Source organism: Capnocytophaga sp. H4358, from assembly GCF_002302515.1.
Classification (GTDB): Bacteria; Bacteroidota; Bacteroidia; order Flavobacteriales; family Flavobacteriaceae; genus Capnocytophaga; species Capnocytophaga canis.
In genome coordinates this window covers 1812585-1832525 of sequence record NZ_CP022380.1, presented here as the reverse complement: position 1 = coordinate 1832525, position 19941 = coordinate 1812585, and the positions used below count along the sequence as shown (strand labels likewise).

Below are 19941 nucleotides of genomic sequence, written 5' to 3'. Positions count from 1 at the left end.
AATATGAAAAAAAATAAGTTTTCTTTAATCTTCTTCGGTAGCTATAGCTGTGCTATCCTCCCGACAGCACAGCCTTAAACTACTACTAACATTTGAATATGAAAAAAAATGATTTAACTTCTAATCTCTCAAGTTGCGCTATCCTCCCGACTGCACAACTTCACTTCACTAATTAAGTTCTCTTTTTATATTTTAAAAAACCATGATGTTTTTCTCTTACAGAATAAAGTCATTTTATCTTCTGTTTTCTGGTACAAAGGTAGGGTGAACCTAAAAGACGCAGTTGTAAAAATCAAATTACTTTTTGTAAAAATGACGCATTAACAATTTCAAAATTTGTATAAATCATATACCTCAAAATATGTTAAACATTTTAAAATGAGTAAAATATAAATACAAAACTATTTGAAAAATGAATCCCTTTTGTTTAGCAGTTAATGTTTTGATGAGAAAAGAATGCTGTATTTGTTGATATTCAAGAATATATAAAGTTCTTCGGATATGCCTTTTGTCTGCTATTTATTTTTTATACATCTGATAATCATATTATTACAAATATTTATCTTTTTTTATCTACAAATTACGATTTGTATAAATCACGCATACACATGCATCTACCTATCTAGTAATCAGATTTTTATGAATACAAATTATTTTTATAGTTAAAATGCATTCGGAGAACCATCTTTTTTGGATATATTTTTTTTACAATTGGAAAAAAAAATTTACTTTTGTTGCGATGAAATGCAGTTCAGAAAATGAAATATATAGAAAATAAATTTTTCGGTTTCTTTGTCGTTTTTTCGTTTCTGATTATCTATGGTTGTTCCTCTGAAAAAACACAAGTTGTAGATAATGAGGCGAAAAGCATGTACTTAAAGGAAGCTCAGAAACTTTCTCGGAAAGAAGATTCTCTAAAAATAATGGTTCAGAAATATACTGATGAGAAAAACAATGTCGCTTTGATGATGTTTTACAGACAATTAGGTAAAACCCAGCGTGAAAACACACGCTTTTCTGATGCCATCACCTCGCACCAAACGGGGTTAGAAATTGCCTTGAAACTCAACGACACTCTTGAAATTGTTCAGGCTCTCAACGATTTAAGTACTGATTTCAGACGTATAAGTGCCATGACAGAAGCTGCTAACTACAGTTACGACGCTCTTCATTATATCGAAGCTTTTTCCGATGTTAAAAACAGTGGACGAAAATTGCGAGTAATGACTCTCAACGGTATAGGAAACATTAGTGAACGTTTGGGTTACTCGGATGATGCCGAACGCTATTTTCGAGAGGCTCTTAAAGAAGAAACTGCCTTAGACAGCAAGGTGGGACAGGCCATCAATTATGCCAATCTGGGATCTATTTTCCGAAATCGACAGGAATATGATTCCGCAAAAACTTATTACAACCTCTCATTACAGAAAAATATTGAAGCTAATTCAAAATTAGGCATTGGACTGTGCCATAATCATTTAGGTAACCTTTATGCGGTAGAAAAAAAATACGATTTAGCAGAAAAAGAATATCGAATTGCCTACGATTTGATGGAAAAGTACTCCGATAAATGGCACTGGCTCAATGCTTGTATTGCCTTGGCTAAAATAAATCTAATCACAGGTAAAACAGAACAATATCACGAATATATTTCTTTAGCAGAAAAAACGGCTCAAGAAATCAATTCGACGGGACATTTAGCTGAAATCTATTTACTTAAACACGACTATTCCATCAAACAAGGTAAATATGAAGCTGCTTTGAAACAGTACAAATTCAGTAAATCCATGACCGATAGCATTTTAGGCGTTAAAAACACCAATCATTTTATGGATTTACGGGTAAACTACGAGCGGGAACAAAATTCAAGGCAACTAAAAATCATTGAAGCTGAAAACCAAATCAAGGAGGAGCGAAGAGAGCGAGTTCTTTACTTGATGTGGTTAGCTGCTGTTGTGGGAGCTATTATCATCGGTTTGTTGTACTATGCTTATCGACAACGCACCCGAAGCAACCAAATCTTAAAACAGATTGAACAAACTCGCTCGGATTTCTTTACAAATCTGACCCATGAATTTAGAACTCCATTGACTGTTATTCAAGGACTTAATAGACAATTACAACAACGTAAAGACTTAAGCGAAAAGGAAAAGACACGGTTTATGCTTGCTATCGACCGACAAAGCGAAAATCTACTTAAGTTGGTTAACCAACTTTTGGATATTTCTAAATTGAAAAGTGGTACGGACAATCCGAAATGGGAACGTGGAGACATCATCTCTTACTTGCGTATGACTGCTGAAACTTTCGGATTATTCGCACAAGAAAGAAACGTAAACTTAGTGTTTTATACCGATATTGCAGCTCAAGAGATGGATTTTGTTTCCTTCTATATGGATAAAATCATCAGTAACCTACTGTCAAACGCTATCAAACACACTGAAAACGGCGATAAAATTGAATTTATTGTCTTGAAAGGAAAAAATCCTAATGAAATTATGATTCGTGTGGCAGACAATGGAGATGGTATCCCAAAAGATGAATTAGACCGTATTTTTGAATTATTTTATCAGAGTCCTAACGTAAAAAATAATTCAGGAACGGGTATTGGACTGGCTTTTACAAAAATGCTTGTCGAAAAAATGAAAGGGAAAATTGAAGTAGAAAGTGAATTGGGAAAAGGCTCAACCTTTACCGTTACCTTGCCTTTAAAAAATAAGAAAATGCAAAATCTTCCGATGCTGGTGCTTCCTAAGGCAGACCATATCGTTACAAATACCTCGCAAAATCAAGATAATCATGATGATGACCATGGTAGTGATAGAATTACACCTATGGGCACTGATGTCCCAATTGTTTTAGTGGTTGAAGATAGTAAAGATGTTTCCTTATTTGTAAAATCTTTATTGCAAAGTAATTACAATGTTATTACTGCTAAAAATGGAGCGGAAGGGTTGCTGATGGCTGAAAAATATATTCCCGATATAGTGATTACCGATGTGATGATGCCTGTAAAAAACGGATATGAATTCTGCACTGATATGAAAGACAATGTTTTGTTGAATCATATTCCTATTATTATGCTTACTGCAAAAACCTCAGAGGAAGATCAATTGGAGGGATTGCGTCATGGGGTAGATGCTTATATGCGTAAACCTTTCAGAAGTGAAGAATTATTGATTCGGATTGAAAAAATTTTAGAAAATAGAAAAATATTAAAAGATAAATACTTAAGCGTTATTGAAAGTAGTGGAAATAATATTTCCGAACAAAAAGCAGACAATGATGAGAAGATGAAATTCTTATGCAAGGTGATGGACATCATTAATGCTGAGATTACAAACCCTAATTTCAACGCTACTTTTATTGCTGATAGAATGGCTATGAGCACTTCACAACTAAGTAGAAAACTTAACCAAATTGTTGGAGTTTCAACGGTGTCATATATCTTGCAGGTAAAACTCATAAAGGCTAAAAAAATGTTACAGGACAGTTCCATAAGTTTAGGAGAAGTTTCCGACGCATGTGGATTCTACGATTTGAGCTATTTTTCTCGTACATTCAAAAAAGAATTCGGTATCACGCCAAGTGCATACCAAAAAAATGCATCCATGAAAGGGTTCTTGAATACATAAAAGTTGAAATCAAAAAAAATGTCGTTATTATACCTACAACCCATCGATAGCACCTTAGCTTCAAAAACTTACAAACCACAGCAATTAGGTTCGCAAATAAGAAAACACACCTTCGAATTGGGTGTTCCTGATTTGGATGAAATTAAAGTGGCTTTCTTTAGTGTAGAAACCGCTGAACGAACTTTGCATGAAGTTCGCAAGAGTTTGTATGCTCTTTATAGAGGTAATTGGAATTTTCCGATTGCCGATTTGGGAATTTTGTACGAAGGTCACTCCACTAGCGACACTTATTTTGCAGTTAGAGAGCTGGTAAATTCTCTCATAAAACAAAATATTACCCCTGTTGTTATTGGAGGAAAACGGGATTTGACCTATCCTATTTATCGAAGTTTTGACACTTTAGAACAAATGGTCAATTTGGTAACTGTAAATCCTACGTTTGACTTTGGGGATAAATATGAATTGTTTTCGGAAACATCTTATTTGAGTAGAATTCTATCCGAAGAACCTATTAATCTATTTGATTTTACAAATTTAGGTTACCAATCGTACTATGTAGCCCAAGAAGAATTAGATTTACTCGAAAAAATGTGTTTCGATACCTATCGTTTGGGAATCATTGTCAACGACCTACCGATGATTGAACCTACCATGCGCGATGCTGACATTGTAAGCATTACGATGAACGCTATACAAGCACGAGATATTGAAAACACTGATGGATTTGTGAATGGTTTTTCCAATCGTGAAATATGTGCTATTTCTCGATACGCAGGTATCAGTAGTAATGTTCAAGTCTATGGTATATTCGACATCCCCGATACGGGACTTGCTGCCCAATTGACAGGACAAATGTTTTGGTATTTTTGCGAAGGGTTTAACTTCAGAGTCAAGGAGTTACCTTTGGTAAATGACAATAACTATATCAAATACATTGTCCCAGTTGACGACATACAAATTGAATTTTTTAAAAGCGTAGCTACAGGTCGTTGGTGGATGAAAGCAGGAAGCGAAAGTTTTTCAGAACGCAAGCCTCATCTTCCACTGGGATTGATTCCGTGTAATCATAAAGAATATCTTGATGCAACACAAGGCGTTATTCCTGAACGTTGGTGGAAGGCTTATCGGAAATCAATTTAACTTTGTAATATATTTAAAAATGAAAAACAACATATATATCTTAATTGCACTTATCGGATGGACACTGGTAGGCTGTGAGCCTCCTTTTTTTTCGGAAACACAAAGCTTTGTTACTCGTTTTGAAACTTCCAATGGAGAGGAGAGTGCAACCTATGAGGAAGTAATCAATTTTTACAAAAACCTATCTGCAAAATATAGCTCCATCAATCTAAAAACAATGGGGCTAACCGATGCAGGACTACCTCTACACATCGTTACTTACAGCACAGATGCTGAGTTTAATTTTACTAAACTTCAAAAAGATAAAGTTATTATCCTGATAAATAATGGGATACATCCAGGAGAAACCGATGGTATTGATGCTACAATGCTATTGTTTCGCAATTTGGCTGAAAAACAGATAAAAACACCTGAACATGTGGTTGTAGTTGCTATTCCTGTCTACAACATAGGTGGAGCTTTGAACCGAAATTCAACAACCCGTGTGAATCAGAATGGCCCTAAGGAATATGGATTTCGAGGTAACGCTAAAAACTTGGACTTAAATCGTGATTTTGTGAAATCAGATTCTGAAAACGCTCTTTCTTTTGCAAAAATATTCCATTTGATACAACCTGATGTTTTCATTGATAACCACGTTACTAATGGTGCGGACTACCAACATGTACTTACTTATGCCATCTCTCAGCCAAAAAAATTAGGCTCTTTTCTTGGCGGATATATGCAAGATACCCTAATTCCGAATCTATCCGAAAAGTTAATCACACATCAGAATAGTGTGAAGAATGATTCTATTGAAAAGCCTTTTCTACACTTGGCTCCTTACGTAACTGTTTGGAATACAACCCCTGATAATGGATACAGAGAAATGCTCGACACACCTCGTTATTCCACAGGATACACAAGCCTATGGGGTACTATGAGTATACTAATCGAAACCCACATGCTGAAGCCTTACAAACAGCGTGTCGAAGCGAATTATGAGATGATGAAGGCTCTATTGGAATTACTTGAAAATGATTCAAAAAACATCAAACAGCTACGTACTAAACAAAGAGAAATAGCCCTTACCGAAAAATCGTATCCCATTCAATGGCAATTAGATAGCTCACAAGTGTCGTCCATAACATTCTACGGTTATAAAGCGGATACTCTCATCAGTGAAGTTACAGGACTACCACGTTTGCACTATGATCGGAATCAGCCCTATGTGAAAGAAATTCCGTACTATAACCACTATGTACCTACCAAACAGGTGGAGGTACCACAAGCGTACGTTGTTCCTAAAGCATGGACAAATATCATTGATCGGCTCAGGGCTAACAAAGTAAGTATGAATGAAATAAATAGAGACACACTCATGTCGGTTGTTTATTACCGCATTGAAAATTATAAAACTGTAGATACTCCTTTTGAAGGGCATTATCTCCATTTCGATACGGAAGTTTCAAAACACAAAACAGAAATACAACTATCAAAAGGTGATTGGATTATACACTTAGACCAACCAGCGAAACGTTATCTGTTAGAAGTTTTAGAGCCAGAAGCTCCTGATTCATTTTTCAATTGGAACTTCTTTGATGCCATTTTACAGCAGAAAGAACATTTTTCACCCTATTTATTTGAAAAAACCGCCTTAGCTTTTTTAGAAGAACATCCACAACTTCGAGACTCATTGGAATTACTCAAAAAAAACGACCCGAGTTTCGCTAAAAATAGCTACGAACAACTAAATTGGATTTACCGACAAACACCTCATTACGAGAAATCACACCTGCGATACCCAATTTTTAGAGTGGAATAAAGGTGCGCTCTTAAGTCTCCTGTAGATTTGACGCGTACAATTCCGCTCCCCAAAAGATTATCACAAAGGCTATATATATATACGGATGTAAAAATTACTAAATTAACAGTTCACTCCGTTCGAAAATTTTTGATTTTCTCCTCATTAAAATCACTTTCTTTAAAATACCTATTTACATAAGGAATTCCTTTCATCAAAACAATATCCTTAGGCATATTTTGCTGAGTAAAAGACATCGCAGTATTATGTAATGATGAAGATACTGCCGTATCTTCATTTGAAAATAATTGTAATGATTTCTCAGATACAACTGAACAATAAGTTTTCACCCATTCAATTATACTTTCCTCTTGTGATAAATCTGATTTCTCAATATACACATTTAGCAGAGATTGAAAATCCTTAAAGTTTTCTGCATTACCGTACTCATTAAAAAGATTCTGTACGGGGATATATGAGTTTGACAAATTTACCTCCCTTTTTTTTATCTTTGCAGACGGAACGATAGATTCTAAGCTACTCATTTGCTTTTGCATATAGTTGTAAATGATATGCTGAGTATCTGACTTCAATCGTTCTTTTGTATATTCAGGACTAATATTTTGCACAATTAGTAGGATAGCATCTTCATAACTGATAGACGACAACTCTTGTGTTTTTTCTTTACGAACTGCCATATTTGAACTAAATAAGTGCATTCCGGTGAGTGAACGGTATTTTAAAGGTACATAAACTATTTGCCCTATGTTCGTCAGATCGAAACGTACAAAATGTTCGTCGTCGCACGACTGCATATACAATAGTAAATTACGATCGTAGCGAGGTGGTATCTCAAAATAATACCAATTCAAATATTCACGCATTACAAGATTGAGTAATAACTGATAAGAAGGTTTCATATTATTAGTTAATTATATCCAACTTCCTCGCTTTTTGAACAATACTTTTGAGAGTTCGGGCAAATGTATGGCGATGAGATACAAATTCATCACTAAAATTATTATATCGAACCATAAAAAATCCGTAGCATGGCTAATATACCAATGGCAACCCACCATACCGATACACATAGGCAGTAACCAAATCCCCCCAAACAGATAGGTACAACGAGGGATTAGTAATAATCCGCCGACCAACTGTGCGAAACCAATGAGGTATATAAAACCTGTGTTTTCCCAAATGAGATAAAAATCCAGAAAATCACCGCCCAAACCAAAATCAATATACTCTTGCGGATTGATTCGCATGGTTAGTTTTTCCCAACCGTGAGGAATAAATGTATAGGCTAAAAAAGCACGAAACAAATAGCCCAATACCGTCGCAACCCATTTTATTTTTTTCATATCTGTCATAGTTAAATTTAAAAAAATCCGAATTAGGTGAATAACTCGGATTTTAGAAAATCGTTATTTCTGTATTACATTCACGCCCATTAGTCTTCCACTTTCTTTGAGTTGAAACTCTACTTTAGTTTTTCCATTGGTAGGGTCGTAAGAAGAAAGACCTGAAAATCCATCTGTTACATTATTAGAAATAAAGAATATTTTGTCTTTATATAAGAAAGGATTTTGATAGCAAGTATAATTATCCACAGGTATGTCTAATGCTTTCTTCCGCTTGGTTTGAGCGTCTATTTCTGTCCATTGCCAAACATCTGCTCGGTATTTTATCCCGTGTTGTCCTCCGCCGTAATAAGAAACCGCTCTTGATGGAATGGTGGTATATACCTTGCCGTTATGGGCAAAAATACGGTTAAATTCTGCCGGAAATTGATAATCATTGATATCTAAAACAAAAGTAGTATCAAATTGATTTTCACCTTTCTTAATTCTTAGTATTTTAGACGAATACATTTGCGATTGATTTTTCATATCGCCAACGGCTACCATATACAAATCTCCCGTTACGGCATCTATGCTCCATAGTGGGTGGTCTGAAAAAAGTGATAGATGTGTTGTCCCTTGAAATGTGGTTACGCCTTCCAGTTGATGAGTGGAAAGATTATAAACCGCGATTGCCACTTCTTTTCTCTTAGGCACTACTTGCCATAAGCCAGCTTGTCGTTCTCCGATTTGCACATCCATATAGAGTTTGTTGTCTCTTTTCGCTAAAATGAGTTGCCCCACAGCTTCATAAGGTTCTCCTTCCGACAGAGAAGATAAATCAATTTCGCCTGTGCGTTGCATCGTAGCAGGATTAAAGGTTTGAATTTTTAATCCCCCACGAGATAAGTCCCAATAATAGCCTTCGGAATCACTCACAACAAGATAATTTGTTTCATAGGTGTTATTTACCGTAGAAAGCAAGCCCGCATCGGAAATGGTAGCGTTATCTTCTAATCTTAATTTAGAAAGTCCTTTATTTACATAGGCATCCAAACGATAAAGATGATTGCCAAAGGTACGACCACCTGCCGAATAGGCTAACTGATGAAATGGTTTTCCGTCAAGGGATACTTCCCCATTGGGTTTTCCCTGAAAGGTATAGATACCTCCCGACCAGTCTGCTTGACCGTTGTAGATTACCCAAGTGTCCTTACTTTCTCCCGTAGAAGGAGTAGGGGAATCCTCATCATTACGATTACATTGCACAAAAACAATACTTAATAGTGCAACGAAAAACAGTTTTAAAAATTTTTGATTTGTCATAATTACTATATATTTAGAATTTAATTTTAATTAAAATGATACGCTATTTTGAAATAGAAAGCTCTCCCAGGCTTTTGAACCCTAAAATTATCATACAGCTTTTCATTGGTCAAGTTATACACATTAAGGCTCAAACTTACTTGAGGACGATGGAAGAAATAGCTAATTCCTGCATCAACACTTGCCATACCTAATCTATTATCGTTGGGAATAAGTAACTCCGTAGCTACTTTTTGGAGTTTGCCAAACAAGGGCGGCTCTACTTTTCTGCTCATTGCCTTTAAAAAAAAGCGATGCACATAATTGATATGATAATGAAAACTTAGTTTGTCTTCTTTTTTAAAAATATCAAAAAAATGAAATCTTGTATAGTGGTTTCCAAAGAAATACGGAATATTGGGTACGCGTGCACCTTCTAAAAATTTCATTGTCTTTTCAACATTGACCGAACGAATGTCTTGGTAAGTAATATTCACAGCTGTTTCCCATCGGCGAGACGGTCGGTAAGTCAGTTCGTATTCTCCTCCTAATATTCTCGTATTGTGATAATTGATATATCGATTGAATGGAATATCTAGCTGCAAGAAGATAATATCGGATACTTTCCTATAAAATATATTGAAATTACTATTCCATTGATAGTTTTTTGATGTGAAATCAACTATAAAATTGAAGTTGTGGCTGCTTTCAGGTTTTAGTTCTAAATTCTCCTTTATCAGGACGGCATCGCCATAGAGTTCATATTCATCAGGCAATCGAGTGGCGTTTTCGTAAGTCGTTTTTAATAAAAATCGATTTTCTTTTACGCTTATTCCTGCGGTGTAGCCTATATTTTTGCCTTGATGATTGGCTTGCCAAGAAAATCCGTAATTATCTGTACTAAAACCTTTTGCGGAATATTGGTAATGTTTTAGTGCGAATACGGTTTCTATCTTTTTATCCCACCAAAAGGAAGAAAGCCCAATAGCGGCGATGTTTCGTCTGTAATGTGCAGGAAACGCCAATACATCAGAGTTTGTAATGGGTGAAATAGCTCCTAATGGGTCGCTTCCTATTCGTTTTTGTTGATGCCAAGTGTTTCCTAATTCTATTTGGTGTGAATCGGTGAGTTTATAGCTTGTATTTACTCTCCAATGAAACAAATTAAATTTCAGATGCTGTTCATTTCCTCTATTGATTTCTCCTTGTTCGTTCGTTTCAGCCGATACATTCCCTAACCAATCATATCGTTTTTTGCTTATATCTATCAACTGATTATTAAAAATACTATAAACCGTATTGATATTCAGTTTTAATCTTTGGTTTAAAAAAGCATTTTGGTATTGAAGATATTGAGTTATATTTTTTTCCTTAGCGTATGGCTCTCCAAATACTTTTGACATATCGGCACTATGTTGTATTTCTTTATATAGAGAAGAAAATAGCACGCCTACTTTTAGTTTTTCTGCCCATTTTTTATTTCTAACCCCAGCATACCACTCTCCGTACATATTTTCAGTAGCATCGTGAAATCTTGGTACTTCTATATTTTTGATTGTAGAAGTATTGGAATCATACAATGGAGCTGTGATGGTAAAATTATTCTCAGAAGTAACCAAACTGCTTTGCATACCAAGATAGTAATCTCCTGATTTATTTAATTTTAGAAAACCATTCAGCGTAGTTTTATAAGTACCAAAAGACCCTGCCGTAGCCGTAATATGCAACAGATTTTTTTTAGGGATTTTTGTCAGAAAATTTATTCCTCCTCCCAAGGCATCTGCCGATAATTCAATGGGTAATGTTCCTTTATAGATATTTACTTGCTCTAAAAGTTCAGGAGCAATCATCGATGGGTCAAAGCTATGACCGTAGAGTTCTATTGGCATTCCATCTTTAAAAATTCTAACCGCTTTCCCTTGCATACCTCCCAGATTGATTTGCGACAAAGCTCCTACACTGCCATCGGTTCTTAATTTTATTCCTGCCGTTTGGTTAAGAATGGTTCCTATATTCTCGGCTCTATGTTGGGCGTTTTTTAAATCAATTACTTGCACACTGAACGGGCTTTCTTTCAGCTTTTGTTTTTGCGTTTTGGCTTCAATGATAACTTCACTCAGCTCATAACTATACATTGATATACGAATTTCGTTATTGGGCAAAGAACAATCTACGGTAATTGTTTGGCTATGTATAGGCTTGTTGTTGTGCCAAATTTCAATATTGTATCGTCCAGATGTTATATTTTCAAAATAAACGATGCCTTTATCATTCGGAACGAATTTTTGCTCTACGAGGCGTAAATGAAGTTCTTTCAAAGGGTAGTTCAGTGAGAAGTCATATACATTGATACTCACAGGACAAGCAAAAACGCTCATAAAAGGAAACAGCGTAAAAAATATAACTTTTAAAAACCTCATTATATTTATTTTATCTAAATAAAACTAATTATATTTGTCGCAAAAGTAAGACGAAAAATGCTTCTTGGGTTGTGAGATACGAATTTTCGGTTGTGAATTTGGGAATTATGGAATATAAATTAAACGAATACAATATTTTAGAATTACTTACGGAATATCCAGCTACTTATTTTTCTATTGGTAGCGGAGGGTATTTTCATCATACTCAAATCAATACTGAAAACTTTACTTTATTTCAAAATCAAATTTTTTCAGGAGAAAAAACGATACATTTGGATGGTGAATCTTCTGTTCCCAGTTTAGAAATACAAATAAACATAGGCGAAAATGATATACCTTTTTATATCAATCCTTCCCAGCGAAAAATAGCGAAAAAATCGCATTGTAATTTACTGTATATCAATGGAGAAAAAAGCGGAATTTCTTTTCAATCTCAACAAGAATACAAGACCTTTGATGTGCATATGCCTGTTCATAGGATATTTGAATATTATGGGAATAATGCTATCATAGATAATTTTATTAAGCAAATTGAGAATCAAGAACCTGCAATGCTTTTCGATGAATATTTACCAGTTTCTCACACGGTTTATGAACTTATTAGAGGTATAAAGCAGTGCAATTTGCCCGATTTTTTGAAAGAAGAATATCTAAACATAAAAGTTCAAGAAATTTTTCTAAGTATATTATCCGAATCCGAGCGAAGTTTTGAACCCAATGGCATCAGTTTAAAAGACCAAAAGTTGCTTTTGGAAGTCAAAAATTTAATGGAGCAAAATATTGAAAAACCGCTCACCATCATAGAATTATCAAGATTAGTGGGTATGAATGACAACAAGCTAAAAATATTCTTTAAACGCTATTTCGGTTGCACTATATTTGAATATTTTCAACAATACAGAATGCACAAAGCTAAAATGTATCTCGAACAAAAAGAACTTACAATCAAAGAAATAGCATACCAGTTGGGCTATTCCAACACGGCTAATTTTTCAAATGCTTTCAAACGATTTTGGGGTATTTCCCCAAGTAAAAAATAATTGTCTGTTATAAAACTCCAAAACCAATCAGAATTTTAACTTGTTGATAGTATGGTTATATCTTAAATTCCATTAGCAAGTGTAATTTTTTGAGATTGTTTTTCTCCTCTAATTCTAAAAATTGATTTTGCCTATTTGTACAGAAGTTATATCTTTGTGCTTTTACGTTTAATTTCAAAATTAATAATACTATGAAGAAATACGGTCTTATTGCCTTACTTCCATTCTTTTTTGCATACTTAAATGCCCAAAATACAACTTATTGGCAACAAAAAGTCCATTATGAAATGGAAATTGATGTTGATGCAAAAAACTTTCAATATAAAGGAAAACAAAAACTCACGTATTTCAATAATTCTCCTGACACCTTGCAAGTAGTTTTTTATCATCTCTATTTGAATGCTTTTCAGCCTAATAGCGAAATGGATTTTCGTTTACAGTCAATTGCTGACCCTGACCGTAGGATGGTTAAGAACTTGGGAACTGCGGAAAATCCTGTCTACGAGAGTCGTATCGCTAAATTGAAACCTAACGAAATAGGGTATATTAATGTAAAATCGTTAAAACAAGATGGTATTGCTGTGAAGCATACTACAGAAGGCACAATTTTGAAAGTAAAACTCAACAAGCCAATTCCGCCCAAATCAAAAGGAGTTTTTACAATGGAATTTGACGCTCAAGTTCCTGTTATGATTCGTCGTACGGGGCGTAATAATCCTGATGGAGTAGCCTTATCAATGGCTCAATGGTATCCAAAAATAGTGGCATATGACTATCGTGGTTGGCATCCAACAGAATATATCGGTCGCGAATTTTATGGAGTTTTTGGTGATTTTGATGTGAAAATTACCATTGATAAAAATTATGTACTTGGAGGGAGTGGTACTTTGATAAATGCCGATGAAATTGGTTTTGGTTATGAAAAACAAGGAGTCATTTTACCAAAAACTAAAGGAAGAACCAAAACATGGCATTTTGTAGCTTCCAACGTACACGATTTCACTTGGGCTGCCGACCCTCAGTTTAAACACGATAAAATTACATTAAACAACGGAAAGACATTTCATTTCTTATACAAAACCGAAGTTGAAAATTGGAAAAAAATACAACCTAAACTGATAGAAACCTTTGAACTTTTCAATAACCTTGTTGGTAAATATCCATGGGAACGCTACTCTTTTATTCAAGGAGGTGATGGAGGAATGGAATATGCAATGTGTACCCTTTTAGTTGGTGGTGCAAATTACGATGATTTGTTGGGCACTGCCGTTCACGAGTTGGCTCACGCTTGGTTTCAACATGCTATCAACACCGATGAGGGATCATATGCATGGATGGATGAGGGCTTTACATCATTTATTGAAGATTTGGCAATGGCATTAGTTATCAACCCTACCAAAAATGAAACAAATCCATTCGAAGGTTCTTACAAAAGATATTTTCGTTTGATAAAATCAGGATGGGAAGAACCAGCTACTACACATGCCGACCGTTTTCAACGAAACTTCGCCTATTCAGTAATGGCTTATAGCAAAGGAACGCTATTTTTAACTCAATTGGGATATATCATTGGAGAACAAAACCTTATTAAAACGTTACAACAATTTTACAAAGAATATGCTTTAAAAAGCCCACATCCTAACGACTTTGTACGTGTTGCTGAAAAAGTATCGGGTATGCAACTTGGATGGTTTTTAAATGAATTTATCAGCACTACTCACACGGTGGACTATGCCATAGAAAGCGTTAAAGCGAAAGGTAAAAAAACCGAAATTACCTTGCGTCGTATTGGAGCATTACCACTACCTGTTGATTTATTTGTGGTTGATAAAAGTAAAAAAGTAACCTATTGCTACATTCCGTTGCGTATGCAATTTGGGGAAAAATCTAATCCATATCAATATGAGAGAAAGGTATTCCCTGCATGGGGATGGGCAACCCCTACTTACACATTTGAGATAGACGTTCCGTTTGAAGAACTTCACAGTGTTGAAATCGACCCATCAGAAATGACAATAGATATTAATCGTCAAAACAATTCGTTTACGAATCAATAGAATCATGAATTTTTGTTTCTCAAAAGAGGAAAAGCTCTGTAAATTAGAGCATATTCAAAAATTATTTTCAGAAGGAAAAAGTGTTCAAAGTTTTCCACTTAAGTTCTTGTACATCCCTATTGAAAAAAGACGAGAGAACACTCAATTTCAGCTACTTATCAGTGTTCCGAAACGTAATTTTAAAAAAGCTGTAGATCGTAATCGCATCAAACGGCTTATACGCGAAAGCTATCGATTACAAAAACATCAACTAGCTACTTTTACGAATGAAAAATATGCTTTAGCATTTATTTTTACAAGTAAAGACATGCCTACTTATGATTTGATTTTCAACAAAGTAAATAGATGTTTCGAGAAGTTTGCACAAGTCTTGGAAACTCAAACAAAAGATTGCACATTAGAAAAATAAGCCAAATAAAAAGTTTTTAATATGAATTTACTTCAAGAATTAAAAAATCGCAGTGGAAACTGCTGTGAGTTGTGTGGAGCAACCGAAAATTTACATATTTATGAAGTTCCTCCTGTTGGAGCAGGGGGTGTTGATGGCAGTTTATTGGTATGCGAAACATGCAAAAACCAAATTGAAAATCCCGCAATGATGGATACAAACCATTGGCGTTGCCTGAATGACAGTATGTGGAGCGAACATAGAGCCGTAAAGGTAATGGCGTGGAGAATGCTAAACCGTTTAAAATCAGAAGGATGGTCGTTAGATTTATTAAACATGATGTATTTAGACGATGAAGAGTTGGCCTTTGCTAAGGCTTCCGACGACCATTTGGACGAAAGTGAACGTATTGTGCATCGTGATAGCAATGGAGCTATACTTGAAACGGGAGATAACGTAGTGTTAATCAAGGATTTGAAAGTAAAAGGTTCGAGTATGGTTGCTAAGCAGGGAACTATCGTTCGGAAAATATCCTTGGATAGAGAAAACGCCCAATATATTGAAGGAAAAGTAGACGGACAACAGATTGTGATTGTTACACAATATGTTAAGAAAGTGTAACCCATCGATAAAAACCAATACCAAGAAATCTTAAAGGTTTATATTCGTAAAATATGGCAAAAATCTTTGTAAATCACTTTTACAAGGATTTTTTTGTTAGCTACATTCAACTCACAAAGTATGCGAGTTGAATGTAGCTACTATTAATGAGCCTCTAACCAATTTTTACCTACTCCCAAATCGACTACCAAAGGAACAGTAAGTGAAAAAGCATTTTCCATTTCGTATTGGATAGCACTTTTAACGGCTTCCAGTTCGTCTAAGGGAACATCGAATACCAACTCATCATGCACTTGCAAAAGCATTTTGGTTCGAAATTGCTCTTTTTCCAAACGGTTTTGAATACGAATCATCGCAATTTTAATAATATCGGCGGCACTTCCTTGAATTGGAGCATTGATGGCGTTCCGCTCAGCAGCTCCTCTAACCACCTGATTACGTGAATGAATATCTGGCAAATAGCGTCTTCGTCCCAACACTGTCTCAACATAGCCATGTTGCTGAGCAAAAAATATTTGTTTGTTGATATACGCTCGTAAATTTGGATATGTAACATAATAAGTTTCTATGAGTTCCTTACTTTCGGTACGTGAAAGGTCCGTTTGGTTGCTAAGTCCAAAGGCAGAAACTCCATAGATAATCCCAAAATTCACGGTTTTAGCATGGCTACGTTGTTCGCGTGTAACGGCTTCAATAGGAACATTAAACACTTTAGCTGCGGTGGAGCGATGAATATCTTCCTTGTTTAAGAATGCTTGAATCATATTTTGCTCTTCACTTAGTGCAGCAATTATCCGTAATTCAATTTGCGAATAATCCGCAGCGAGTAGTACATGTTGTTCATCACGAGGTACAAATGCCTTACGTACTTGCTGTCCTCGTTCAGTACGAATTGGGATGTTTTGTAAATTTGGATTATTACTACTCAATCGTCCAGTAGCTGCAACGCTTTGCATGTAGGTTGTATGGACACGCCCTGTTTTGGGATTTACCTCGTTAGGTAAACTATCTACATAAGTAGACTTTAATTTCTGTAACTGCCTCCATTCTAATATATTAGAAACAATCAAATGTTTATCTGCAAATGCTGAAAGTACCTCTTCGGAAGTGGCATATTGCCCTGTTTTGGTCTTTTTAGGATTTTTAGCAATTTTCAATTTTTCGAACAGAATATCCCCCAATTGCTTGGGAGATGCCAAATTGAACTCCTCCCCTGCTTCAGTAGCAATGGCTTTTTCTAAAGTAGCTATATCGTCGTCCAATCCTGCTGATAACTCTTTGAGAAAATCAGTATCCAAACGAATACCTTCAAGTTCCATTTTCGTAAGAACCTGAATTAAAGGAGCTTCCAAATTATAATATAATTCATCAACCTTCGATGATTTCAACTTTTCTTCAAAAACTTCCTTAAGTTGCCATGTGATGTCAGCATCTTCAACAGCATATTCCTTTTGGTCATGAAGCGACACTTGACGCATCGACAACTGATTCTTACCTTTTTTCCCGATAAGACTTTCTATGGAGACAGGGGTATAGTTCAAATACGTTTCCGCCAATACATCCATATTGTGCCTCATATCTGGATTGATGAGATAATGAGCAATCATAGTATCGAAAATCAATCCTTTAACTTCTACTCCATAATTGTGTAATACTTTAATATCATATTTCAGATTTTGACCTACTTTCGTAATATGCTCATTTTCAAAGAATGGTCGAAAAATTTCGAGTTGTTTGCTCGTTTGTTGTTGATTCTCAGGGAAAGGTACGTAATAACCCTTTCCTGCACTCCATGAGAAAGCAATACCAACCAATTCAGCTTCCAAGCTATCAAGATTCGTGGTCTCTGTGTCAAAACAGACTTCTTTCTGTTGTAATATATTCTGAATAAGAATTTTACATGCCATTGGAGTATCTACCAACTGATAAAAATGTGGTGTGTTTTGTATGTTTTTTCTTTCAGAAATATGCTCAGTTGCAAACAAATTACCTTGCACAACTACAGGGGCTGTTTGCAAAGAAAATAAATCAGACGGAGCTTCGATTTGCTTTGTTGCTGGAGCTGTGGTCTGGTAAGTTTTGATAAGATTCTGAAGCAGTTGTCGGAATTCGAGCTCTTCAAAAATTTTGGTAACAGCCTCCATATCAGGTTGCGACAGTTCAAAATCGGTTTCATCAAATTGCACTGGAACATCCAAAATAATGGTTGCTAATTTTTTGGAAAGAAGTCCTTTCTCTGCATTTTTTTCGATATTTTCACGCAGTTTTCCTTTGAGTTTATCGGTATTAGCGAGTAAGTTTTCCATACTACCAAAGTCAGCAAGAAGTTTCTTTGCGGTTTTCTCACCAACTCCAGGCAATCCTGGTATGTTATCGACGGCATCTCCCATCATTCCTAAAAAATCAATCACCTGATCTGGACGTTCTACCTCAAATTTTTCTCTTACTTGGTCAACACCCCAAATTTCGACATCATTTCCCATCCGAGCAGGGCGATATACGAATATATTCTCAGAAACTAACTGAGCATAATCTTTATCGGGAGTAACCATAAACACCTGATAATCTTGTTTTTCGGCTTGTTTGGCAAGGGTTCCAATAATATCATCGGCTTCATAACCTTCTTTTTCGATGATGGGAATGTGCAAAGCTCTCAAAATCTGTTGAATATAAGGCACTGCTATGCGAATGGCTTCGGGGGTTTCATCTCGATTCGCTTTGTAATCGATGAACAACTCCAAACGATCTACACTCCCTCCTTTGTCAAACGCCACCGCCAAATGGTCAGGACGCTCTTTTTTGATGACATCAAACAACGAGTTCATAAACCCTAAAATAGCGGAGGTGTTGAGTCCCTTAGAATTGATACGCGGATTTTTGATAAATGCGTAATATCCTCTGAAAATCAACGCATAAGCATCTAATAGAAATAGTCTTTTTTTTGACATTTTTAAAATATTTTGTTAATCGAAACTCTCAATCGGACAAAGGTACGTATTTTTAATGAAATTTTGCTTTTCAGGTAAAACGATGAAATAATATCTTCAAAGCCATTAAAACCACATAGGGACATAGGTTTATGAAATCTATTTTTCAGAGTTATTATATTGTGGATGAATGATGAATTGGGTTGTAGGGGCGTATTGCATACGTCCTAAAATTCATAGTAGGGCGGGCGTATTGCATACGCCCCTACAAGAACAAAACTATATTTTTGATTTAAATATAGGGAAGTGTTGTAAAAAGTATGATACCTTTAATAAAGTGGATATTTCTGTCAGGCTGAGCGTAGTCGAAGCCCTGTAATTACAGGGCTTCGACTACGCTCAGCCTGACAATCAAAACTACCATCATACTTTTTATAACACAACCAAATATAGTTCATTTGCTCCACAAAATTTTTAAGAAACCCTTAAAGTTCTGCTTCATCGGCAAAACTGAAATATGTTTTTTCGTTCAGAATGATATGATCCAACAGTCGAATATCTAAACTCTCTCCTGCCATTTTTATTTTTTGTGTAATATGCCTATCTGCTTGGCTCGGCGTTAAATTCCCTGACGGGTGATTATGCACCAAAATCAGAGCCACTGCCCCCCACTCTATGGCAGCTTTGAACAACAGACGCACATCTACCACCGTTTGAGTAATTCCTCCTTTTGAAAGTTGTGTTTTGTGAAGCACACGATTGGCATTATTCAGGAACACTCCCCAAAACTCCTCGTGAGCTAACTCTCCAATAATGGGTTGCATAAGCTGAAAAACATGTTTTGAGGCTTTAATGACTGGCTGTGGTTCGGGTAATTCAGCGCTTCTGCGTCTACCCAATTCTGTAGCTGCGAGAATGGTAATTGCCTTTGCCTCCCCTACTCCTTTAAATTGTTGCAACTGCTTCAATGTCAACTTTCCTAATTGTGTTAAATTATTGTTTACCGATGTCAGAATACGCCTACTCAATTCCAAAGCACTTTCATTCCGACTGCCTGAACCTATCAAAATAGCCAACAATTCGGCATCACTGAGTGCATTTTTACCCTGTGCCATCATTTTTTCACGAGGTTTGTCATCATCCGACCAATTTTTGATAGAAATATGCGTATTTGTCGACATAGCTTTATAGTTTTCAAAAATTCAATGCTAAAAGTAGAAAAAAAAATGTAAATTACAAAATATCAAAAAAATAGATTATTTTTGCAATACATTAGTTGGTG

General features: G+C 35.6%; 13 protein-coding genes. 7 read left to right on the top strand and 6 right to left on the bottom strand.

Annotation, left to right across the window (positions count from 1 at the left end; all coding sequences use genetic code 11):
• Positions 1–758: 758 nt before the first annotated feature.
• From CGC49_RS07840 to CGC49_RS07830, 3 genes are read left to right on the top strand one after another with little or no spacing between them, the layout of a single operon-like run.
• Positions 759–3635 (top strand): ATP-binding protein, encoded by a 2877-nt coding sequence (locus CGC49_RS07840; RefSeq protein WP_095912317.1) that lies wholly within the window; start codon positions 759–761, stop codon positions 3633–3635.
• A gap of 18 nt (positions 3636–3653) precedes the next feature.
• Positions 3654–4775: a formimidoylglutamase gene (locus tag CGC49_RS07835; protein ID WP_042006101.1), complete on the top strand. Its 1122-nt coding sequence runs from the start codon at positions 3654–3656 to the stop codon at positions 4773–4775.
• Between the two features lie 19 nt (positions 4776–4794).
• Positions 4795–6579: a M14 family metallopeptidase gene (locus CGC49_RS07830; protein WP_095912316.1), complete on the top strand. Its 1785-nt coding sequence runs from the start codon at positions 4795–4797 to the stop codon at positions 6577–6579.
• A gap of 110 nt (positions 6580–6689) precedes the next feature.
• Here CGC49_RS07830 and CGC49_RS07825 read toward each other — a convergent pair whose 3' ends face one another.
• The 4 genes from CGC49_RS07825 to CGC49_RS07810 all read right to left on the bottom strand — a co-directional run bounded on the left by CGC49_RS07825 (position 6690) and on the right by CGC49_RS07810 (position 11626).
• The gene (locus CGC49_RS07825; protein WP_095894015.1) at positions 6690–7478 is read right to left on the bottom strand and encodes a hypothetical protein; all 789 of its coding nucleotides are present in this window, start codon (positions 7476–7478) and stop codon (positions 6690–6692) included.
• Between the two features lie 12 nt (positions 7479–7490).
• On the bottom strand, positions 7491–7922 hold the full coding sequence (locus tag CGC49_RS07820; RefSeq protein ID WP_157909020.1) for a DoxX family membrane protein: 432 nt from the start codon (positions 7920–7922) through the stop codon (positions 7491–7493).
• A gap of 63 nt (positions 7923–7985) precedes the next feature.
• Positions 7986–9227 carry a hypothetical protein gene (locus tag CGC49_RS07815; protein ID WP_095894013.1) on the bottom strand — a complete coding sequence of 414 codons (1242 nt, stop codon included), beginning with the start codon at positions 9225–9227 and terminating at the stop codon, positions 7986–7988.
• Between the two features lie 26 nt (positions 9228–9253).
• Complete coding sequence (locus tag CGC49_RS07810) at positions 9254–11626, bottom strand: TonB-dependent receptor (RefSeq protein WP_095912314.1); 2373 nt, start codon at positions 11624–11626, stop codon at positions 9254–9256.
• 71 nt (positions 11627–11697) lie between these two features.
• On the opposite strand from CGC49_RS07810, the gene CGC49_RS07805 reads away from it, so the two are divergent.
• The 4 genes from CGC49_RS07805 to CGC49_RS07790 all read left to right on the top strand — a co-directional run bounded on the left by CGC49_RS07805 (position 11698) and on the right by CGC49_RS07790 (position 15732).
• On the top strand, positions 11698–12666 hold the full coding sequence (locus CGC49_RS07805; RefSeq protein WP_095912313.1) for an AraC family transcriptional regulator: 969 nt from the start codon (positions 11698–11700) through the stop codon (positions 12664–12666).
• A 191-nt stretch (positions 12667–12857) separates the two neighbouring features.
• Positions 12858–14723, top strand: a complete 1866-nt coding sequence (locus CGC49_RS07800; protein ID WP_095912312.1) for a M1 family metallopeptidase — start codon at positions 12858–12860, stop codon at positions 14721–14723.
• Between the two features lie 4 nt (positions 14724–14727).
• Positions 14728–15132: a ribonuclease P protein component gene (gene rnpA / locus CGC49_RS07795; protein ID WP_042006106.1), complete on the top strand. Its 405-nt coding sequence runs from the start codon at positions 14728–14730 to the stop codon at positions 15130–15132.
• A 21-nt stretch (positions 15133–15153) separates the two neighbouring features.
• Positions 15154–15732, top strand: coding sequence for an alkylphosphonate utilization protein (locus CGC49_RS07790; RefSeq protein ID WP_095912311.1), 579 nt, complete (start codon positions 15154–15156; stop codon positions 15730–15732).
• Between the two features lie 143 nt (positions 15733–15875).
• Here the strand turns inward: CGC49_RS07790 and polA are convergent, their stop codons facing one another.
• Positions 15876–18680, bottom strand: coding sequence for a DNA polymerase I (polA, locus tag CGC49_RS07785; RefSeq protein WP_095912310.1), 2805 nt, complete (start codon positions 18678–18680; stop codon positions 15876–15878).
• A gap of 464 nt (positions 18681–19144) precedes the next feature.
• Positions 19145–19822 (bottom strand): DNA repair protein RadC, encoded by a 678-nt coding sequence (gene radC / locus CGC49_RS07775; protein WP_095912734.1) that lies wholly within the window; start codon positions 19820–19822, stop codon positions 19145–19147.
• Positions 19823–19941: the final 119 nt, after the last annotated feature.

What these genes read in the sequence shown, in the direction of transcription:
- CGC49_RS07840 (WP_095912317.1), top strand. Translation starts at nt 759, where the DNA reads ATGAAATATATAGAAAATAAATTTTTCGGTTTCTTTGTCGTTTTTTCG.
- CGC49_RS07835 (WP_042006101.1), top strand. Translation starts at nt 3,654, where the DNA reads ATGTCGTTATTATACCTACAACCCATCGATAGCACCTTAGCTTCAAAA.
- CGC49_RS07830 (WP_095912316.1), top strand. Translation starts at nt 4,795, where the DNA reads ATGAAAAACAACATATATATCTTAATTGCACTTATCGGATGGACACTG.
- CGC49_RS07825 (WP_095894015.1), bottom strand. Translation starts at nt 7,478, where the DNA reads ATGAAACCTTCTTATCAGTTATTACTCAATCTTGTAATGCGTGAATAT.
- CGC49_RS07820 (WP_157909020.1), bottom strand. Translation starts at nt 7,922, where the DNA reads ATGAAAAAAATAAAATGGGTTGCGACGGTATTGGGCTATTTGTTTCGT.
- CGC49_RS07815 (WP_095894013.1), bottom strand. Translation starts at nt 9,227, where the DNA reads ATGACAAATCAAAAATTTTTAAAACTGTTTTTCGTTGCACTATTAAGT.
- CGC49_RS07810 (WP_095912314.1), bottom strand. Translation starts at nt 11,626, where the DNA reads ATGAGGTTTTTAAAAGTTATATTTTTTACGCTGTTTCCTTTTATGAGC.
- CGC49_RS07800 (WP_095912312.1), top strand. Translation starts at nt 12,858, where the DNA reads ATGAAGAAATACGGTCTTATTGCCTTACTTCCATTCTTTTTTGCATAC.
- rnpA (WP_042006106.1), top strand. Translation starts at nt 14,728, where the DNA reads ATGAATTTTTGTTTCTCAAAAGAGGAAAAGCTCTGTAAATTAGAGCAT.
- CGC49_RS07790 (WP_095912311.1), top strand. Translation starts at nt 15,154, where the DNA reads ATGAATTTACTTCAAGAATTAAAAAATCGCAGTGGAAACTGCTGTGAG.
- polA (WP_095912310.1), bottom strand. Translation starts at nt 18,680, where the DNA reads ATGTCAAAAAAAAGACTATTTCTATTAGATGCTTATGCGTTGATTTTC.